Origin of the sequence: Streptomyces sp. NPDC088785 (genome assembly GCF_044750685.1) — a bacterium.
Classification (GTDB): domain Bacteria; phylum Actinomycetota; class Actinomycetes; order Streptomycetales; family Streptomycetaceae; genus Streptomyces.
The window spans coordinates 224,481-244,547 of the sequence record NZ_JBIVKH010000001.1 but is presented as its reverse complement, the minus strand read 5'-3'; the positions used below and the strand labels follow the sequence as shown (position 1 = coordinate 244,547).

12 protein-coding genes are annotated in these 20,067 nt (G+C 73.0%); 8 read left to right on the top strand and 4 right to left on the bottom strand.

Going from position 1 to position 20,067, the window contains the following annotated elements; genetic code table 11:
- The first annotated feature begins 6 nt into the window (after positions 1 to 6).
- The 3 genes from ACIP5K_RS01095 to moeZ all read left to right on the top strand — a co-directional run bounded on the left by ACIP5K_RS01095 (position 7) and on the right by moeZ (position 2,963).
- Positions 7 to 975, top strand: a complete 969-nt coding sequence (locus ACIP5K_RS01095) for an NAD-dependent epimerase/dehydratase family protein (protein WP_401403706.1) — start codon at positions 7 to 9, stop codon at positions 973 to 975.
- A complete protein-coding gene (locus ACIP5K_RS01090; protein WP_401403704.1) occupies positions 963 to 1,712 on the top strand; it encodes a spherulation-specific family 4 protein in 750 nt (249 codons plus the stop codon). The genes ACIP5K_RS01095 and ACIP5K_RS01090 overlap by 13 nt, the downstream gene beginning before the upstream one ends.
- A 72-nt stretch (positions 1,713 to 1,784) precedes the next feature.
- Positions 1,785 to 2,963: an adenylyltransferase/sulfurtransferase MoeZ gene (gene moeZ / locus ACIP5K_RS01085; protein ID WP_401403701.1), complete on the top strand. Its 1,179-nt coding sequence runs from the start codon at positions 1,785 to 1,787 to the stop codon at positions 2,961 to 2,963.
- Positions 2,964 to 3,063: 100 nt separating this feature from the next.
- On the opposite strand, the gene ACIP5K_RS01080 is transcribed toward moeZ, so the two are convergent.
- From ACIP5K_RS01080 to ACIP5K_RS01070, 3 genes are all read right to left on the bottom strand, one after another.
- Complete coding sequence (locus tag ACIP5K_RS01080) at positions 3,064 to 4,731, bottom strand: alpha/beta hydrolase (RefSeq protein WP_401403698.1); 1,668 nt, start codon at positions 4,729 to 4,731, stop codon at positions 3,064 to 3,066.
- A 120-nt stretch (positions 4,732 to 4,851) separates the two neighbouring features.
- The gene (locus ACIP5K_RS01075) at positions 4,852 to 6,399 is read right to left on the bottom strand and encodes an alpha/beta hydrolase (RefSeq protein ID WP_401403695.1); all 1,548 of its coding nucleotides are present in this window, start codon (positions 6,397 to 6,399) and stop codon (positions 4,852 to 4,854) included.
- Between the two features lie 119 nt (positions 6,400 to 6,518).
- Entirely contained in the window at positions 6,519 to 9,263 is a 2,745-nt protein-coding gene (locus tag ACIP5K_RS01070; RefSeq protein WP_401403693.1) for a lysylphosphatidylglycerol synthase domain-containing protein, read from the bottom strand.
- A 200-nt stretch (positions 9,264 to 9,463) separates the two neighbouring features.
- On the opposite strand from ACIP5K_RS01070, the gene ACIP5K_RS01065 reads away from it, so the two are divergent.
- The 5 genes from ACIP5K_RS01065 (at position 9,464) to nudC (ending at position 19,695) form a co-directional block, all read left to right on the top strand.
- Positions 9,464 to 9,829, top strand: a complete 366-nt coding sequence (locus tag ACIP5K_RS01065; RefSeq protein WP_401403690.1) for an MGMT family protein — start codon at positions 9,464 to 9,466, stop codon at positions 9,827 to 9,829.
- Between the two features lie 278 nt (positions 9,830 to 10,107).
- Positions 10,108 to 13,587 carry an ATP-dependent helicase gene (locus ACIP5K_RS01060; protein ID WP_401403687.1) on the top strand — a complete coding sequence of 1,160 codons (3,480 nt, stop codon included), beginning with the start codon at positions 10,108 to 10,110 and terminating at the stop codon, positions 13,585 to 13,587.
- Between the two features lie 63 nt (positions 13,588 to 13,650).
- A complete protein-coding gene (locus tag ACIP5K_RS01055; RefSeq protein WP_401403684.1) occupies positions 13,651 to 17,247 on the top strand; it encodes a UvrD-helicase domain-containing protein in 3,597 nt (1,198 codons plus the stop codon).
- Between the two features lie 10 nt (positions 17,248 to 17,257).
- Positions 17,258 to 18,670 carry a dipeptidase gene (locus ACIP5K_RS01050; RefSeq protein WP_401403681.1) on the top strand — a complete coding sequence of 471 codons (1,413 nt, stop codon included), beginning with the start codon at positions 17,258 to 17,260 and terminating at the stop codon, positions 18,668 to 18,670.
- Positions 18,671 to 18,747: 77 nt separating this feature from the next.
- Positions 18,748 to 19,695 (top strand): NAD(+) diphosphatase, encoded by a 948-nt coding sequence (nudC, locus tag ACIP5K_RS01045; protein WP_401403678.1) that lies wholly within the window; start codon positions 18,748 to 18,750, stop codon positions 19,693 to 19,695.
- A gap of 16 nt (positions 19,696 to 19,711) precedes the next feature.
- Here the strand turns inward: nudC and ACIP5K_RS01040 are convergent, their stop codons facing one another.
- Positions 19,712 to 19,954 (bottom strand): mycoredoxin, encoded by a 243-nt coding sequence (locus tag ACIP5K_RS01040; protein WP_401403676.1) that lies wholly within the window; start codon positions 19,952 to 19,954, stop codon positions 19,712 to 19,714.
- Positions 19,955 to 20,067 lie beyond the last annotated feature (113 nt).

Sequence of the window (20,067 nt, the reverse complement as noted above, 5' to 3'; positions counted from 1 at the left end):
CGTCCGATGAGGGTCCTGCTGATCGGAGCCAACGGGTACATCGGCCGCTTCGTCGCCGACCGGCTCCTCGCCGACCCCGCCGTGCAGCTCACCGCGCTCGGCCGGGGCGACGACGCCGACGTCCGCTTCGACCTCGCCACCGGCAGCCCGGGCGCGCTCACCCGCTTCCTCGACGCCGTGCACCCCGGAGTGGTCATCAACTGCGCGGGCGCCACCCGCGGCGGCGCCCGCGACCTCACCCGGCACAACACCGTCGCCGTCGCCACCGTCTGCGAGGCCCTGCGCCGCAGCGGCTGCGGCGCCCGCCTGGTGCAGATCGGCTGCGGCGCCGAGTACGGGCCCTCGCAGCCCGGCTCGTCCACCGCCGAGGACGCGGTGCCCCGGCCCGGCGGCCCGTACGGCGTCAGCAAGCTCGCCGCCACCGAACTCGTCCTCGGCTCCGGCCTCGACGCCGTCGTCCTGCGCGTCTTCTCCCCCGCGGGACCGGGCACCCCGGCGGGCTCCCCGCTCGGCCGGCTCGCCGAGGCGATGCGCCGCGCGATGCAGGCGGGCGACGGCGAGCTGAAGCTCGGCGGCCTCGGCGCGCAGCGCGACTTCATCGACGTCCGCGACGTCGCCCGCGCCGTGCACGCCGCCTCGCTCTCCGCGGCCCAGGGCGTCATCAACATCGGCTCGGGCCGCGCGGTACGGCTGCGCGACGCGGCCTCCGTGCTCGCCCGCGTCGCCGGATTCGGCGGGGCCCTCCACGAACTGGACACGCCGTCGGTGGGCGTCCGCACCACCGTCGGCCACCCGCGCTCCGAATCCGACCACGGCATGCACACCCCGCCCGCCGCGTACCCGTACCCCGACGGCTGCGGAAGCTGGCAGCAGGCCGACGTCCGTACCGCCCGCGACCGGCTCGGCTGGCGCCCCCGCATCAACCTCGAAGAGTCCCTCGCCGACATCTGGATGGAGGCGGCATGCCGTATCTGACCCCCGCCGCCCTCGGCCAGTCCAGCACCGACGTACGCCTCGGCTTCGGGATCCCGGGCTTCGCCCACCCCCTCGTCGCCCCCGCCGAATGGGCCGAACTCACCCGCCCGGCAACCCCCTTGCACTGGGTCGTCCTGAATGTCGCACGTGGTCCCGGCAGCCGCCCCGACCCGCACTGCCTGGCGGCGGCGGCCCGGCTGCGCAACGCCGGGGTGCGTGTCCTTGGTCACGTGGACGCCACCCACGGCGCCCGCACCTTCGGCGAGATCGTCTCCGACGCCCACCGCTTCCTCGACTGGTACCAGGTGGACGGGTTCCTGCTCGACCGGTGCCCCACCGAACGGATCGCCCTGCCCGAGATCCGCCGCACGGTCACCACCCTGCGCGCCCTCGTCGACGACGCGTACATCGTGCTCGGCCACGGCACCCACCCGTATCCCGGATACGCCGAGTCCGCCGAGCAGTTGGTGACGTTCACCGGCCCCTGGAGCGACTACCGCTGGTCCCAGGTCGCCGAGTGGACCGCCGACTACCCGCCCGAGAAGTTCTGCCACTTCGTCCACGGCATGCCGGGCGGGCACCTGGAGGAGGCGCTGCGCATCGCCCGCTGGCAGGGCGCGGGCACCATCTACTTCACCGACCGGACGGATCGCGGGGGCCTGACCCACCCCTGGGAGGCGATGCCCGGTTACTGGGACGAAATCGTCTCGCGGATCGGACCTGGTGTCTCGGAATGAAGTCGGGCGTGGCAGTGTTACAGACGGAACATCCGTACGTAGATACCGACCAGCTGCATTAATGAGGTCTCCGTGTCGCTGCCACCCCTGGTCGAGCCAGCTGCTGAGCTCACCGTCGACGAGGTCCGCCGGTACTCCCGCCACCTGATCATCCCCGACGTCGGGATGGACGGGCAGAAGCGGCTGAAGAACGCGAAGGTGCTCTGTGTGGGCGCCGGCGGCCTCGGATCGCCGGCGCTGATGTACCTCGCCGCGGCGGGCGTCGGCACGCTCGGCATCGTGGAGTTCGACGAGGTCGACGAGTCGAACCTGCAGCGCCAGATCATCCACAGCCAGGCCGACATCGGCCGCTCGAAGGCCGCCTCCGCGAAGGACTCCGTCCTCGGCATCAACCCGTACGTGAACGTGATCCTCCACGAAGAGCGGCTCGAGGCCGACAACGTGATGGACATCTTCAGCCAGTACGACTTGATCGTCGACGGCACGGACAACTTCGCGACGCGCTACCTCGTCAACGACGCCTGCGTGCTGCTCAACAAGCCCTACGTGTGGGGTTCCATCTACCGCTTCGACGGCCAGGCCTCGGTCTTCTGGTCCGAGCACGGGCCGTGCTACCGCTGCCTGTACCCGGAGCCCCCGCCCCCCGGCATGGTCCCCTCCTGCGCCGAGGGCGGCGTCCTGGGCGTGCTGTGCGCGTCCATCGGCTCCATCCAGGTCACCGAGGCGATCAAGGTCCTGGCCGGAGTCGGCGACCCGCTCGTCGGCCGCCTGATGATCTACGACGCCCTGGAGATGCAGTACCGCCAGGTGAAGGTCCGCAAGGACCCCGACTGCGCGGTCTGCGGCGAGAACCCGACGGTCACCGAGCTCATCGACTACGAGGCCTTCTGCGGCGTCGTGTCGGAGGAGGCCCAGGAGGCCGCCGCCGGCTCCACGATCACTCCCAAGCAGCTCAAGGAGTGGATCGACGACGACGAGAACATCGAGATCATCGACGTCCGCGAGCCGAACGAGTACGAGATCGTCTCGATCCCCGGCGCCAAGCTGATCCCCAAGAACGAGTTCCTCATGGGCACCGCGCTCGAGGGCCTGCCGCAGGACAAGAAGATCGTCCTGCACTGCAAGACGGGTGTCCGCAGTGCGGAAGTCCTCGCCGTGCTGAAGTCCGCGGGCTTCTCCGACGCCGTGCACGTCGGCGGCGGCGTCATCGGCTGGGTCAACCAGATCGAGCCGGACAAGCCGATCTACTAGCCGGACCACCGGGCCACGGCTCGCAGGCGACCATCCCGGACGGGCCCCGCGCACCACGCGCGGGGCCCGTCCGGCGTGCCGGGGCCGTACACACCACGCGTCAGGAGCACACCGTGCCGTCGCGCGGTATTCGCCCCTCCAGGAGATACGCGTCCACCGCCGCGTCGACGCAGGTGCTGCCCGAGCCGTACGCGCCGTGCCCCTGGCCCTTCCACGTCAGCTCCACACCGACCCCCTCGCCCAGTTCGTCCGCCATCCGGCGCGCGCCCTCGTAGGGCGTGGCCGGGTCTCCCGTGTTGCCGACGACGAGCACCGGTGCCGCGCCCGGCGCGCTCACATCGGGGTCGTCCCACCGGCCCGGCACCGGCCAGTCGTGGCACCAGCCCGCCGTGTCCCAGGCCATGGCCACCCCGAAGACCGGCGAGATCGCCCGGAACCTCGCCAGCAGGGACGTGGCCTCCGCCGCCGTCGGACGCTCCTTGTCGTCCCGGCAGGAGATCGCCCGCTGGGCGTGGGTCGTCGTGCCGTAATGCCCCTGCGCGTCACGGTCGTTGTAGGAGTCGGCCAGAGCGAGCAGCGCCGTGCCGTCACCCCGCTCCGCCGCCCGCAGCCCCCGGGTGAGTGCGGGCCAGCTGGTCTCGCTGTACAGGGTGACGAGAATGCCGGTCGTCGCCAGCGACTCGTTCAGCTCCCGGCCGCCCGTCGTGGGCAGCGGCTTCGCGTCCAGCCGCCTGAGCAGTGCCGCGACATCGCGCGAGCCCGCTTCCGGATCGGCGCCGCGGGAGGTGAAGTAGGCGTCCAGCGCCCGCTGGAATCCGCGCGCCTGGTTCTCGGAGTGCCCCACCGTGCCCACCGTCGGGTCGACGACCGCGTCCAGGGCGAGCCGGCCGACCCTGCCGGGGAACAGGTGGGCGTACACGCCGCCCAGTTCGGTGCCGTACGAGACGCCCATGTAGTGCAGCTTGTCGTCGCCCAGGACCCGGCGCATCAGGTCCATGTCGCGGGCCGCCTCGGTGGTCGACACATGGCGGAGCAGCCCTCCTACCTGCTTCTCGCAGCCCTTGCCGAAGTCCGCGGCGTCCTCGAAGTACGCCGACCGCTCCGCCGCGGTGTCCGGAGTGGCGTCGACGGCCTCGGCGGCCCGCACCGCCCGGTCGTCGCGGCAGCGCACCCCGTGGCTCGCCCCGACCCCGCGCGGATCGAAGCCCACCAGGTCGTAGCGCGACCGCAGCTTTCCGTACTGGGGAGCGAAGGCGGGCAACAGATCGACGCCGGAGGCACCCGGCCCGCCGAAGTCGAACAGCAGCGAGCCGATGCGCTTCCCGCCGCCCCTGGACCTCGCCCGGATGAGAGCGAGGTCGATGGTGCGCCCCGCCGGCCGGGCGTAGTCGAGCGGTACTTCGAGCGCGGCGCACCGCCAGTCCGCGCCCGGGGCGGGTGTGTTCGCCGTGCCCGCGCAGCGCCCCCACCGCAGGTGCTGGCCGGTGAGGGCCCGCGGCAGCGCGGGCAGCGGGTCGGCGCGGGGCGTGGCGACGGGGGACCGCGTGCTGGCCCGGGTCGGCGAGGACGCCACCGGCTTCGGTGCGGTGCCGTCGTCGCCCGCACCGCTGCACCCGGTGATCAGCCCGGCCGTCAGCAGGGCGGCCGTGACCAGCCCGGCCGCCCGGACCGCAGTCCCCGCGCCGGAGCGCCGACGTGTACGTGGCGTCCACGACCTCCGCGGACATGTGTGTGTGCGTACGCGAGCACGCGAAACCTCTGGCGCCATCGGCACCTCCCCCGTCGACCGCCCCCGGTCGAGGAGCGGTCAGGCCATCGTAGGAGGCCCCGCCGACCACCGCTTGAGCCTGTGGACAACTCGAGATTCAGCCTGTGGACAACCTGGCGCTCACGAGCAGACGGTTCCCTCGTCCGGGGTCTTCCCGTCGAGGAGATAGCCGTCGACCGCGCTGCGCACACAGGAGTTGCCGCTGTCGTACGCGCCGTGCCCCTGACCCTTGTAGGTCAGCTCGACCCCCACCGAGCCGCCCAACGCGTCGACCATCTTCTTCGCGCCCTCGTACGGAGTGGCGGGGTCGCCGGTGTTGCCGACGACGAGGATCGGGGCGGAGCCGGACGCGCCCACGTCGGGATGGTCGGCCGCGCCGTCGACGGCCCAGTCGGTGCAGCCGAGCATGCCCCAGGCCAGATAGTCACCGAACAGCGGAGAGGCCTTGCGGAACTCGGGCAGCTTCGCCTCCACGTCCTTCGCCGAGTAACGGGGCTTGTAGTCGCCGCAGTTGATCGCCACGTTGGCGGCCTGCATGTTGCTGTACGTGCCGTTCTCGTTGCGCCCGTTCATCGAGTCGGACAGCGCCATGAGGATCTTGCCGTCGCCGTCGTACGCCTGCTGGAGGCCCTCGGTGAGGTACTCCCAGAAGTCCTTCGAGTAGAGGGACTGGGCGATCCCGTTGGTGGCCGCCGTCTGCGTCAGCTCGCGGGGGAAGACACCGGGGATCGGCTTCTCGTCGAGTTCGCCGAGCAGCTTGGCGATCTTGTCCTTGACGTCCTGCGGGGTGTCGCCGACCGGGCAGTCCTCGGCCTTGGACGTGCAGTCCTTCGCGTAGTTGTCCAGGGCGAGCTGGAAGCCCCTGGTCTGCCCGAGGGAGCTCTGCTCGGGGTCCTGCGTCGGGTCGACGACGCCGTCGAACACGGCGCGGCCGACGTTCTTGGGGAACAGATGGGCGTACACGCCGCCCAGTTCGGTGCCGTACGAGATGCCGAAGTAGTGCAGCTTGTCGTCACCGAGCACCTGGCGCATCAGGTCCATGTCGCGGGCCGCGTCGGTGGTGCGGAGGTGGGGGAGGACCTTGCCGGACTTCTTGTCGCAGGCGCTGTTGAACTCCTTGATGTTGTCGACGAGTTCCTTCTGCTCCCCGGCGTCGTCGGGCGTCGAGTCCTGCTCGAAGTATGTGTCGAGCCGGTCGGCGCTCTCACAGGTCACGCCGGCGCTGCGGCCCACTCCGCGCGGGTCGAAACTGACCAGGTCGTAGCGCCTGCGCAGCTTCTCGTAGTCGGAGCCGAAGGCCGGCAGGGTGGTGACGCCCGAGCCGCCGGGGCCGCCGAAGTTGAAGATCAGAGAGCCGATCCGTCGGGCGTCGGAGCCGCTGGACCTGGCGCGGATCAGCGCGACGTCGATGGTGTCGCCCTTGGGGTCGCTCCAGTCGAGCGGCGCCTTCATGGTGGCGCACTGCCAGTCCGTGCCGCCCGGCAGCGGGGACGGGGAGGCGCCGCCGCCCTCGGAGTTCGCGGGTACCGGACAGTCCTTCCAGCTCAGCTTCTGGGACGGCAGATCCGCGTCGTCCTGCGAGTCGCCGCCGCACGCGGCCAGCGAGGCGGAGAGCAGAGCGGCGGTGACGGCCAGGGCTGCGGCGCGGGGCCGGGACGGAATGGGCATGCGTCCATCCTGCGGCGGACCGCTGCGGGGCGCTCTTGCAGCGGGCTGTGCGGGTGAGAGCCCTCGGGGCGGGCGGGCCGCGGTGCCGGCGCCGGAGCGGGTGCCCGGCGCCGGGCGGCCTACAGGGCGCCCTTGCGGGTCAGGTGGTTGAAGAACAGCCACCCGGGCAGGACCGGCAGCCACAGGGTGAGCAGCCGGTACAGGAGCACCGCGGGGGCGGCCACTTCCTTCGGGAGGCCGATCGCGATCAGACCGACCGTCAGCGTCGCCTCGACGGCGCCGACGCCGCCCGGCGTCGGCGCCGCCGAACCGAGCGCGTTGCCCGCCAGGAAGACGACCGCCACGCTGGCCAGGCTCAGGCTCGTGTTCTCGTCGCCGAAGGCGCGGATCGAGGCGTCCAGGCACATCACGAAGCAGGCCGTCAGGAGCAGCATGCCGCCGATGCCGGTCACCAGCTTCCGCGGTCGCTGGAGCACGTCGAGCATGCGCGGCACCACACCGGCGAACAGCGACCTCACGCGCGTGACGACGAATTTCCGCAGGAAGGGGATCGACGTCACGACCAGGACGAGCACCGCGACGGTCAGCAGACCGGCGATGACGGTCCGCGAAGGCGACAGGGATGGCGTCTTCTCCGTCCCCGTCAGATAGCCGAACGTCAGCAGCAGCAGGATGTGGCTGCACATGCCGAACAGCTGCGAGGCGCCGACACTCGCGACCGCCAGTCCGGGCCGGACGCCCGCCCGCTGGAGGAAGCGGGTGTTGAGCGCCACACCGCCGACCGCCGCGGGAGCCACGATCTTCACGAACGACCCCGCGACCTGCGCCGCGACGGTCCGCATGAAGGGCACCCGCTCCGGCACGAAGCCCAGCAGGCTCATCGCCGCGGCCACGTAGCTGAGCGCGGAGAAGACCACCGCGAGCCCGACCCAGCCCCACTCGGCCTCGCCGACGATGGCGCCGAAGTCGATGTGCGTGAGCTGCGACAGCAGGAAGTACGCGCCGATGGCACCGGCGATGAAGCTGATCAGGGTGCGCGGCCGGATGCGTTCCAGGCGGGCCGGTTCGACGGGCGCCTGCGGCCGGATGAGCAGCACCTGATGGCGGATCTGGGTGAGCAGGTCCTCCTCGCGGGCCTCGTCCAGGGCGTCGTCCATGGCCCGCTTCTCGGCCTGGCGCTCCGCCTTCTCGGACTTCTTCTCGGACTTCTTCTCGGCCCGTACGGACTTCCTGGCGTCGGCCTCGTCCGGGTCGGCGGAGGCGTCGAGGCGGGCCTGCTTGGCCCGGTCGGACGCCTCCAGGACGGCCTCGCGCTCGCGCTGGGCGCGCTCGCGTCCGAGGCGGCGCAGGGTCGCCCTGGTGGTCCGGGTGAGCGCGATCGGCTGGAGCAGCGGCAGGCAGTCGGCGACGGGGTCCGGGCCGAGGACGCCCACGGCGGAGGCGACCGCCCGTTCGGCGCCGACGCGCAGGCCGAGCGTGGTGACGAGCTGCGCGATGTCCATGCGCAGTACCAGTTCACCGGCGGCGATCTCGCCGCCGCGCAGGTCCGTGAGGATCACCGTGCCGGAACGATCCACCAGAATGGCGTCACCGGCGAGCCGCCGGTGCGCGATCCGCCGCGACTGGAGCGACTGGACCTGGTGCCAGGTGTCGCGCAGCAGGTCGTCGGTGATCTCCTCGTCCGGGATCGCGTCGAGGGAGCGCCCGCCGATGTGCTCGTAGACGAGCATCACGGCGTCGGGGCCCAGCTCGGACGTGGCGATCAGCTTCGGGGCGTTCGCCCCCGCGGAGATCGCCGCGTAGGCGAGCAGCGCCTCCTGCTCCAGGGCCTGGCGCAGCGATTGCAGGCTGCGTCGCTGGGTGATGCCGCGCAGCGTCAGCCGCCGCCACACCCGGTAGAAGAAGCCCTGTGCCTGCTGTTCCCGGTCGACCACGGTGACGTCGAGGGGTGGGCCGTCCTCCAGGGTGACGAAGTAGCGCCGGCCCCGGTCGCCGTTCTCCGTGGTGCCCTCGTGGGCCTCTTCGCGGGCGGCGCTGACGGGGTGGAAGCCGACGTGCCGCAGGCCCGCGAGGAGCGTCTGCCCTGTGGGACGCACGTTGGGGGAGCCGACCGCGTACAGCGTGCCGTAGGCGACCGTCCAGCCGATGAGGATGGTCAGGATGATCGAGAACGGTGTGGTGTAGCCGGTGACCAGCATCGTGAAAGCGTCGAGCAGCAGGACCACCCACAGCACGACACGCCAGCGTGGTCTTCGGGACATGCCCACGGCCGTCATGTAGGCGATGACGGGCGCCAGATAGCCGTGCACGGGGTCGGTGAGCGCGTGGATGTCGCTCGGGGACACCTTCGTCAGCGCGTCCTGGATGGACTGGGGCGCGGCCTTGGCCACCCACAGGTCCGTCGCGAGCGTCACCCCGTGGGCGAGGACCGCGGCGAGCACGCCGTCGGCGATCCGCAGCCCGTCACGCTTGATGAGCCGCTCGATGGCGAACGCCACCGGCACCAGCAGGATCGCGATGCTCGACGCGAACCCGGCGAACTTCGTCAGCAGGTCGGGCGCCTGTTCGGTGCCCTTGTTGATGTCCTGCGCGAAACCCGTCGTCGTGGCGTGCGCGAACGCGGCGATGGCCAGCAGGACCACCACCGCGAGCACCCCCGCGAGCAGGCGCATGAGGTCGGAGGGACGGTGCACGCGCGCGGGGAGCAACGGTTCGTCGCCCTCGACCCGCTCCGCGTGCGCGTCCGCGCTGTCGCAGTCCGGATCGTGCAGCGGCTGCTCGTGCTTGGTCCCGTCGGCCTTCTCGGCCGTTTCCTCAGGGCGCGCCGATGCCACAGAAGTGCCCTCCGCCTTGTCGGGGTGCACGTTCTGCTCCGTCGTCTCTTCTTGATCTCGTATCACCAGTCACCGCCCGCACGATGGTGGCATGTCCCATCGCCGTAGGGGGGCATCAGGGTGCATCCGTGGGGTGCGGAGTCGCCGGCGGACGTCTTCCCGCGGATCCGTCCGGGCCGTCGCCCGGCGTCCCCCGGGCGTTGTCGGTGCCGTACGGCAGGATGGGCCGGATGAGCGAGGAGAGCGGGCCGGCAGGAGAACTTCCCGCGTACGCGGAGCGGGTGCTCGAAGTGGCGGAGCTGATTCCGCCCGGGCGCGTCATGACGTACGGGGATGTCGCCGAGTGGCTGGAGGAGGGCGGGCCGCGGCAGGTGGGGCGGGTGATGGCCCTCTATGGAGGAGCCGTGCCGTGGTGGCGCGTGGTCAGAGCCGACGGGACGCTGCTGCCCGGCCACGAGCTGCGGGCGTTCGACCACTACCGGGAGGAGAGCACCCCGCTGCGTGAGGCGTCCCGCGCCGCCGAGGGCCACCTGCCGCGCGTCGACATGAAGCGCGCTCGGTGGGACGGGCAGACCCGTACGGAAGCTCACGATTGACAGCTTCCGCCATCCCGCGCGCGGGCGGGGTGTCGGTGGCCCGTACGGGGGAAACGGGACGCGCGGGGCACTTCGGGGGACCCGCGTCCGTTCGTGAGACTGCGCACACCCGCGCCGGACGGGCTCCGGGACAGGCGTCGGAAGCCCGGCTTCCGCCACACTCGACGGCGTAGCGTCGACGGCACCGTCGATGGCAGACACCTCCCTCACCCCGCCGCCACCGCCTCGCGCGGACGGCGCGCCGACCACCAGCACACCCACCAGGACCAGCGATCCACGTGAGCTCCTCTTCGTCCACCCGCCACCTGTCGCGCCACCAGGCCCGACAGGGGATGCCCGGCGCGTACCGACTGGTACGTACCCCGCCGGCGCCCGTGGACCCCCCTCGTCTGGACGCACGTCAGCGTGCGGTGGTTGACCACGCACGAGGCCCGTTGCTGGTCCTGGCGGGACCGGGCACCGGCAAGACCACCACGCTCGTGGAGAGCGTCGCGGCCCGCATCTCCCAGGGCCTCGAACCGGCGCGGGTCCTGGTGCTCACGTTCAGCCGCAAGGCCGCCGTCGAACTGCGCGACCGCATGGGCCTGCGCATCGGAGCGGCCCGCGCCCCGCAGGCGACCACGTTCCACTCGTTCTGCTACGCCCTGGTCCGCGCCCACCAGGACGCCGACCTCTTCGCCGAGCCCCTGCGCCTGCTGTCCGGCCCCGAGCAGGACGTCACCGTGCGCGAGCTGCTCGCGGGCCAGATCGACCTGGAGCGGGCCGGGCTCGGCCACGTGCGCTGGCCGGACGAACTGCGCGCCTGTCTCACCACGCGCGGGTTCGCCGACGAGGTGCGCGCGGTGCTCGCCCGCAGCCGCGAGCTGGGCCTCGGACCCGCGGCCCTGCACTCCTTCGCCCGGCGCATCGGCCGCCCGGACTGGGGCGCTGCCGCCACCTTCCTGGCCGAGTACCTGGACGTCCTCGACATGCAGGGCGTGCTCGACTACGCGGAACTGGTGCAGCGCGCGGTCCTGCTCGCCCACCGCACCGAGGTCGCCGAACAGCTCGCCGCCCAGTACGACGCCGTGTTCGTCGACGAGTACCAGGACACCGACCCGGCCCAGGTCCGGCTGCTCCAGGCCCTCGCCGGGGGCGGCCGCACCCTGGTCGCGTTCGGCGACCCCGACCAGTCGATCTACGCGTTCCGCGGCGCGGACGTCAACGGCATCCTGGACTTCCCGGACGCCTTTCCGCGGCCGACCGGCGCCCCCGCGCCGGTCGAGGTCCTGACCACGTCCCGCCGCTCGGGAGCCCGCCTCCTGGACGCCACCCGGCGCGTCACCCAGCGGATGCCGCTGACCCGGCTGCCCGCGGACAAGGTGCGCGCCCACCGCGACCTCGCACCCGTGCGCGACGGCGGCCGGGCCGAGGTCTACACCTACCCGACGTCCGGCGCCGAGCTGGACAACATCGCGGACATCCTGCGCCGCGCGCACCTGGAGGACGGCGTCCCGTGGGGCGACATGGCCGTACTGGTGCGCGCGGGCGCGCGCGGCATCCCGGCCATCCGGCGCGCGCTCACGGCGGCCGGTGTCCCGGTGGACATAGACGGCGACGACCTGCCGCTGCGCCACGAACCCGCGGTGATGCCGCTGCTGACCGCCCTGAAGGCGATCGCACAGAGCCCCGCGGCGACCGGGGCGCAGCAGGCCGCGGAGGCTGCGGAGGCCGTCGAGGCCACGGAGGCCGCGGACGGGGACAGCGACGCGGCCGGGGACGGCGACGGGGAGAGCGAGGGCGAGGGCGTCCGTCGGCTGGACACCGAGACCGCGCTCACCCTGCTCTGTTCGCCGCTGGGCGGCATGGACGCCGCCGACCTGCGCCGTCTCGGGCGCGCCCTGCGCGAGGAGGAGCGCGCCGGCGGCAACCACCTGCCGCCGCCCTCGGACGACCTGCTCGCGCGAGCGCTCGCGGAGCCCGAGCGGCTCGCCGCGCACGATCCGGCGTACGCGCGCGGTGCGCAGCGCCTGGGTGCACTGCTCGCGCGGGCCCGCGCGAAGCTCGCCGACGGAGGCACCGCGGAAGAGGCCCTCTGGGAGCTGTGGAACGGCACGCCCTGGCCGCAGCGCCTGGAGCGGTCGGCCCGCCGCGGCGGCGCGGCGGGCCGCAACGCCGACCGTGACCTGGACGCCGTGTGCGCGCTGTTCGCCGTCGCCTCGCGTGCGGAGGAGCGCACGGGCGGCCGCGGCGCGCGCAACTTCCTGGAGGAGATCGAGGCCCAGGACATCGCCGCCGACACCCTCGCCGGCCGCACCGTGCGCCCCGATGCCGTCCGGCTGATGACCGCGCACCGCTCCAAGGGCCTGGAATGGCGGCTCGTGGTCGTCGCGGGCGTCCAGGAAGGGCTGTGGCCCGACCTGCGCCGCCGCGGCTCCCTCCTCGAAGCCGACCGCATCGGACGCGACGGACTCGCCGAACCGCTCACTCCCGGCGCGCTGCTCGCCGAGGAGCGCCGACTGTTCTACGTGGCCGCCACGCGCGCGCGGGAACGGCTGGTCGTCACCGCGGTGAAGGCACCCGCCGACGACGGGGACCAGCCCTCGCGGTTCCTCACCGAACTCGGTGTGGAGCCGCAGGACGTCGCGGGCCGCCCGCGCCGCCCCCTGTCCGTGGCCGCGCTGGTCGCCGAGCTGCGCGCCACGACCGTCGACCCGCGCGTGTCCGATGCGCTGCGCGAGGCCGCCGCCCGCCGCCTGGCCCGGCTCGCCGCGCTCAGCGACGACGACGGCAGGCCCCTGGTGCCGTCCGCCCACCCCTACCGCTGGTGGGGCATGTACGAGCCGACCGAGAGCAAGGTCCCGCTGCGCGACCGCGACAAGCCCGTCGTGCTCTCCGGCAGCGCCCTCGACCAGCTCGCCAACACCTGCGCGTTGCAGTGGTTCCTGGGCCGCGAGGTCAAGGCCGACGCCCCCGCCACCGCGGCCCAGGGGTTCGGCAACGTCGTGCACGTCCTGGCCGACGAGGTCGCCTCCGGCCGCACCCCCGCCGACCTGGCCGTCCTCATGGAACGCCTCGACTCGGTGTGGGACGCCCTCGCCTTCGACGCGCCCTGGAAGTCGGCGCAGGAGAAGGAGCACGCGCGCGTGGCGCTGGAGCGCTTCCTCCAGTGGCACGTCATGGACCGCGGTGGGCGCACCCCCGTCGCCAGCGAGCACGACTTCGACGTGACGCTGGAGGCGGGCTCCTACGAAGTGCGCATCCGCGGCTCCATGGACCGCGTCGAGCGGGACGCCGAGGGCCGCGCGTACGTGGTCGACTTCAAGACCGGCAAGCAGGCCCCGAGCGCCGCCGACGTCGCCCGCCACCCCCAGCTCGCCGTCTACCAGCTCGCGGTCACCGAGGGAGCCGTCGACGAGCAGTTCGGGGCGCGCCCGCACCCCGGCGGCGCCGAACTGGTGCAGTTGCGCCAGGGCGCCGCCAAGAAGGACGGCGGGGAGACGCTTCCCAAGGTGCAGGCGCAAGGCCCCCTGGGCACCGAGGACGGGTCGGGCCGGCCGGACGACTCGGCCGAACCGGGCGGATCCGCTGAATCAGACGGACCGGCTGAACCGGGGGAGGCGGGCCGACCGGGGGAGTGGATCGGCGACCTCCTCGCCACCGCGGCCGGCAAGGTCCTCGACGAGCGGTTCGCGCCGACCACCGGCCAGCACTGCACGCACTGTGCCTTCCGGGCCTCGTGCAGCGCGCGACCCGAGGGCCGGCACGTCGTGGAGTGACGTACGCCTCCGCCGCGCCGGAACGGGCCGGTGCTGTCAGTGGTGCCGGTTAGCCTCGATGAGGTGACCACACGCCTCACCGACCCCGAGCGGCTCAAGGAGCTGCTGGGCATCCCCTTCACCCCGGAGCAGATGGCCTGCATCACCGCGCCGCCCGCCCCGCAGGTGATCGTGGCCGGAGCCGGCTCCGGCAAGACGACGGTGATGGCCGCCCGCGTGGTCTGGCTGGTGGGCACCGGACAGGTCGCGCCCGAGCAGGTGCTCGGCCTCACGTTCACCAACAAGGCGGCGGGCGAGCTGGCCGAGCGCGTCCGCAAGGCCCTCGTCAGGGCGGGCGTCACCGACCCCGACGCCATCGACCCGGACCACCCTCCCGGCGAGCCCGTGATCTCCACCTACCACGCCTTCGCCGGCCGGCTGCTGACCGACCACGGCCTGCGCATCGGCCTCGAACCGACGACCCGGCTGCTGGCCGACGCCACCCGCTTCCAGCTCGCCGCGCGCGTGCTGCGCGAGGCACCGGGCCCCTATCCGGCGCTCACCCGCTCCTTCGCCGACCTGGTCAGCGACCTCCTCACCCTCGACGGCGAGCTGGCGGAACACCTCGTCCCGCCGAGCAGGCTGCGCGCGTACGACCAGGAGCTGCTGCACACCCTGGAAGGCGCCAAGCTCACCAACGCCGATCTGCGCAAGGTGCCCGAGGCCGCCGCCGCCCGGCTGGAGCTGGCCGAGCTGGTGGCCCACTACCGCGCCGCCAAGCGCACCCGGGACGTCCTCGACTTCGGCGACCAGATCGCCCTGTCCGCCACCCTCGCCGACACCCGCGCCGAGGTCGGCGAGATCCTCCGCGACGAGTTCCGGGTCGTCCTGCTCGACGAGTACCAGGACACCTCCGTCGCCCAGCGGATCCTGCTCGCGGGCCTGTTCGGCGGCGGCACCGGGCACGCCGTCACCGCCGTGGGCGACCCCTGCCAGGCGATCTACGGATGGCGCGGCGCCTCCGTCGCCAACCTCGACGACTTCCCCGAGCACTTCGCGTACGCGGACGGCCGCCCGGCCACCCGTTTCGCACTCAGTGAGAACCGCCGCAGCGGCGGCCGGCTGCTCGACCTCGCCAACGGCCTGGCGGAGCCGCTGCGCGCGATGCACGCGGGCGTGGAGGCGCTGCGGCCCGCTCCCGGCGCCGAGCGCGACGGGCTCGTGCGCTGCGCCCTGCTGCGCACCCACGGCGAGGAGATCGACTGGCTCGCGGACTCCCTCGCCCACCTCGTCGGCACCGGCACGCCGCCCGGCGAGATCGCCGTCCTGTGCCGCACCGCGACCGACTTCGCCGAGATCCAGGGCGCCCTTGTCGCCCGTGACATCCCCGTCGAAGTGGTCGGGCTCTCCGGCCTGCTGCACCTCCCGGAGATCGCCGACCTGGTCTCCGTGTGCGACGTGCTCCAGGACCCCGGCGCCAATGCCGCCCTGGTGCGCGTCCTGACCGGGCCGCGCTGGCGCATCGGCGCCCGCGACCTGGCGCTCCTCGGCCGCCGGGCCCGCCTGCTGGTCTCCCACGCGCGCGGGAGCGACGGAGACGATCCGGACCGGCGCCTCGCCGAGGCCGTCGAAGGCGTCGACCCGTCCGAGGTGATATCGCTGGCGGACGCGCTCGACACGTTCCTGGAGACCTCCGCGGGGGCCGACGGCGACGACGACGGGCTGCCGTTCTCACCGGACGCGCGCGTGCGCTTCGCCCGCCTCGCCGCCGAACTGCGCGACCTTCGCCGCTCGCTGTCCGATCCGCTCATGGACGTGCTGCACCGGGTACTCGCGGTCACCGGCCTGGAGGTCGAGCTCTCGGCGTCCCCGCACGCGCTGGCCGCCCGCCGCCGCGAGACGCTGTCCAACTTCCTGGACGTCGCCGCCTCCTTCGCGGCCCACGACGGCACGGCGACCCTGCTGGCCTTCCTCGCCTTCCTGCGGACCGCCGCCCAGTACGAGAAGGGCCTGGACAACGCGCTGCCGGGCGGCGAGAACACCGTGAAGGTGCTCACCGCCCACAAGTCCAAGGGCCTCGAATGGGACGTCGTCGCCGTCCCCGGACTCGTGACCGGCACCTTCCCGAGCACCCAGGGCCGGGAGAAGTGGACCGCCCAGGGCAAGGTCCTGCCGCACGCCCTGCGCGGCGACGCCGCCACGCTGCCCGACATCGAGACATGGGACTCGCGCGGCATGAAGGCCTTTCAGGCCGACATGAAGGACCACCAGCACACCGAGGAACTGCGCCTCGGCTACGTCACCTTCACGCGCCCGCGCCGCCTGCTGCTCGGCTCCGGACACTGGTGGGGCCCCACCCAGAAGAAGAAGCGCGGCCCCTCCGACTTCCTCCGGGCGCTGTACGAGCACTGCGCGGCCGGCCACGGCGACATCGAGGTCTGGGCGGACGAACCGGCCGACGACGAGGAGAACCCGGCCCTCCAGGAAGCGGCCGCCGAGCAGGCCTGGCCGCTCCCGCTCGACGAGGTCTCCCTCGCCCGGCGCCGCGCGGCGGCCGACACCGTCCTCGCCCACCTGGCGCGGGCCACGGACCCCGAACAGGCCCGCGCCCACACCCGCAGCCACCCCGCCGTCCCCGACGAGCCCCCCTTCGAGGACCCCGACTGGCCGCCCCCGCCGGACGACGACGCCCTCGGCGAGGACGAACCCCCGGTCCCGGACGAGGACCTCCCGGACGACTGGGAGAGCCTGCCCACCGAGCGCCCCCGGGTCCCGCACCCCGCAGCACACCGGCCCGCAACCCCACGGACGCACGCCCCGGACCCGGACCCGGCCCCACCCCCGGACGCAGCCGAGCACCCGCACCCGGAAACAGCGCAGCACGCGCGCGTACCCCAGCCGCACACCCTCGCGGTCCCGCACCCCGCGCACGCCCCCGAGCCCGAGCTCACCCCGGAGGAGGCCCGCGCCATCGCCTCCTGGGACCGAGACCTGGACGCCCTTGCCGGGGAGCTGATGCGCGCCCGCGCGTCGGTGCGCGAGGTACCCCTGCCGCAGACGCTCACCGCCTACCAGCTGATGCGGATCGCCGCCGACCCCGACGGCTTCGCCCAGGAGCTGGTCCGGCCCATGCCCAGCCCGCCCCAGCCGGCGGCCCGCCGCGGCACCCGCTTCCACGCCTGGGTCGAGTCCCGCTTCGAGGAGCTGCGGCTGCCCATGATCGACCCGGACGAGCTGCCCGGGAGCGACGCGGAGATCGCCGACGAGCGCGACCTGGAAGCACTCAAGGAAGCCTTCGAACGCACGCCGTACGCCCACCGCACCCCGCACCGGGTGGAACTCCCCTTCCAGCTGGCCATCGCGGGCCGCGTCGTCCGCGGCCGCATCGACGCCGTCTACACGAAGGACGACGGCGACGGGACGACGTACGAGATCGTCGACTGGAAGACCGGCCACCGGCAGAACGCCGACCCGTTGCAGCTCGCCATCTACCGGCTCGCGTGGGCCGAGCGCCAGGGCGTGCCGCCGGAGTCGGTGGACGCCGCCTTCCTGTACGTCCGCACCGGGGAGACGGTCCGGCCGCGCAGCCTGCCCGGCCGGGCGGAGCTCGAACGACTCCTCACCCGGGATCCGCAGGTCGTCGAGGAGCCACCGGACGAGCACCCCTCGGCGGGGGACTAGGCTCGTGGACATGAGCAAGCCCGTTGACAACGCCGTCAGCACCGTCCGTGCGTACATCGAGGACCACCGTGAGGCGTTCCTCGACGACCTGGCCGCGTGGCTGCGGATCCCCTCCGTGTCCGCCCAGCCCGACCACGCCCCGGACGTGCGGCGCAGCGCCGACTGGCTCGCCGCCAAGCTGGCCGGGACCGGCTTCCCGACGACCGAGGTGTGGCCGACGGCCGGAGCCCCCGCCGTGTTCGCCGAATGGCCCTCGGGAGACCCCACGGCCCCCACCGTCCTCGTCTACGGACACCACGACGTGCAGCCCGCCGCCCGCGAGGACGGCTGGGACACCGACCCCTTCGAGCCCGTCGTGGTGGGAGACCGCCTCCACGCGCGCGGGGCCGCCGACGACAAGGGGCAGGTGTTCTTCCACACACTGGGCGTGCGCGCGCACCTCGCCGCCACCGGCCGCACCGCCCCCGCGGTCAACCTGAAGCTGCTCGTCGAGGGCGAGGAGGAGTCGGGCTCCCCCCACTTCCGCGAGCTGATCGAGGCCCGTAGGGAGCGGCTCACCGCCGACGCCGTGATCGTCTCCGACACCGGCATGTGGTCCGAGGACACCCCCACGGTCTGCACCGGCATGCGGGGCCTCGCCGACTGCGAGATCGAGCTGCGCGGACCCGACCAGGACATCCACTCCGGCTCGTTCGGCGGCGCCGTCCCGAACCCGGCGACCGCCGCCGCCCGCCTGGTCGCCGCCCTCCACGACGAGCACGCGCGCGTGGCCGTCCCCGGCTTCTACGACGGCATCGTCGAGCTCACCGACCGCGAGCGCGCCCTCTTCGCCGAGCTGCCCTTCGACGAGGAGCAGTGGCTGCGCACCGCGAAGTCCCACGCCACGCACGGGGAGGCCGGGCACACCACGCTGGAGCGCATCTGGGCCCGCCCCACCGCGGAGGTCAACGGCATCGGCGGCGGCTACCAGGGCCCCGGCGGCAAGACCATCGTGCCGTCGTCCGCCCGGCTCAAGCTCTCCTTCCGGCTGGTCGCGGGACAGGACCCCGACCACGTGGAGAAGGCCGTCACCGCGTGGGTCGCCGACCAGCTGCCCGCCGGAATCCGCCACGAGATCACCTTCGGGGCCGCCACCAGGCCCTGCCTCACCCCGCTCGACCACCCCGCCCTGCAATCCGTCGTCCGCGCCATGGGGAAGGCCTTCGAGCAGAAGATCCGCTTCACGCGCGAGGGCGGCTCGGGCCCCGCCGCGGACCTCCAGGACGTCCTCGACGCCCCGGTGCTCTTCCTCGGCATCTCGGTCCCCTCGGACGGCTGGCACGCGCCGAACGAGAAGGTCGAACTCGACCTCCTGATGAAGGGCGTGGAGACGGCCGCCCACTTGTGGGGCGACCTCGCCGAGAGCTGGACGGCCGCTTCGTGACCGAGACGCCCCGCGCCGTGACCCCTGCCGAACCGCCCGCCGAACCACCCATTCCACCGGGGGAGTTGGAAGCACCCGTGACCACCTGGACCGACCGCACCGCCGACCGACCGCTCTCGCTCGCCGCCCCGAGCGGCATCGACCGCGCGGCGCACCACCGCCTCGACGAGGCGTGGCTCGCCGCCGCCTGGAGCCACCCCACGACCCGGGTCTTCGTGGTCTCCGGCGGTCAGGCGCTGATCGACGAGACACCGGACGGCGCGACGGAACTGGTCATGACGCCGGCCTTCGAAGCACCGCTCACCGAGGCGCACCGCTACTTCCTGGGCACCGACGACGACGGCATCAGCTACTTCGCGCTCCAGAAGGACACGCTTCCGGGCCGCATGGACCAGTCGGCCCGCCCGGCAGGCCTGCGCGAGGCCGGTCTGCTGCTCTCCCACCGCGACGCGGGCCTCATGGCGCACGCCGTCGCCCTGGAGAACTGGCAGCGGCTGCACCGCTTCTGCTCACGCTGCGGCGAGCGCACCGTCATCGCCGCGGCGGGCCACATCCGCCGCTGCCAGGCCTGCGGGGCCGAGCACTACCCCCGCACCGACCCGGCCGTGATCATGGCCGTCACCGACGAGCAGGACCGCATCCTGCTCGGACGCCAGGTGCACTGGCCCGAGGGCCGCTTCTCGACGCTCGCGGGGTTCGTCGAGCCCGGCGAGTCCATCGAGCAGTCCGTGCGCCGCGAGGTGTGGGAGGAGGCCGGTGTCGTGGTCGGGGACGTCGAGTACGTCGCCAGCCAGCCCTGGCCGTTCCCGTCCAGCCTGATGCTCGGCTTCATGGCCCAGGCGACGTCCACGGAGATCAACGTGGACGGCGACGAGATCCACGAGGCGCGCTGGTTCTCCCGCGACGACCTGCGGGCCGCCTTCGAGTCCGAGGAGGTCATGCCTCCCTACGGCATCTCGATTGCGGCCCGCCTGATCGAGCTCTGGTACGGCAAGCCCCTGCCGAAGCCCAGCGACGCGCTGTAGACCCGGCGTCGGGGCCTCAGGCGCCGATCTTCTGCTTGACCTGCGCCAGCGAGGGGTTGGTGAGCGTCGAACCGTCGCTGAAGAGGACGGTGGGGACCGTCTGGTTCCCGCCGTTCGCCTTCTCGACGAACGCCGCCGACTCCGGGTCCTGCTCGATGTTGATCTCGCTGTACGTGATGCCCTCGCGGTCCATCTGCTTCTTCAACCGCTGGCAGTAGCCGCACCAGGTGGTGCTGTACATCGTCACAGTGCCCGACATGGTCCTCGCGCTCCTTCGTGGCTGGTGATGCGTGTTCGCAATGGGTCGAACGTACGCGACCGGGCGACCATTCCCACACGTCGGGCGCATTAGTACGACCGGCGCCCGGTGCC

Bases quoted from the DNA above. Each gene is read 5' to 3' on its own strand.
- ACIP5K_RS01040 (WP_401403676.1), bottom strand. From the start codon at position 19,954: ATGTCGGGCACTGTGACGATGTACAGCACCACCTGGTGCGGCTACTGC.
- ACIP5K_RS01065 (WP_401403690.1), top strand. From the start codon at position 9,464: ATGAGCGAGGAGAGCGGGCCGGCAGGAGAACTTCCCGCGTACGCGGAG.
- ACIP5K_RS01050 (WP_401403681.1), top strand. From the start codon at position 17,258: ATGAGCAAGCCCGTTGACAACGCCGTCAGCACCGTCCGTGCGTACATC.
- ACIP5K_RS01090 (WP_401403704.1), top strand. From the start codon at position 963: ATGCCGTATCTGACCCCCGCCGCCCTCGGCCAGTCCAGCACCGACGTA.
- ACIP5K_RS01080 (WP_401403698.1), bottom strand. From the start codon at position 4,731: ATGGCGCCAGAGGTTTCGCGTGCTCGCGTACGCACACACACATGTCCG.
- ACIP5K_RS01095 (WP_401403706.1), top strand. From the start codon at position 7: ATGAGGGTCCTGCTGATCGGAGCCAACGGGTACATCGGCCGCTTCGTC.
- ACIP5K_RS01075 (WP_401403695.1), bottom strand. From the start codon at position 6,399: ATGCCCATTCCGTCCCGGCCCCGCGCCGCAGCCCTGGCCGTCACCGCC.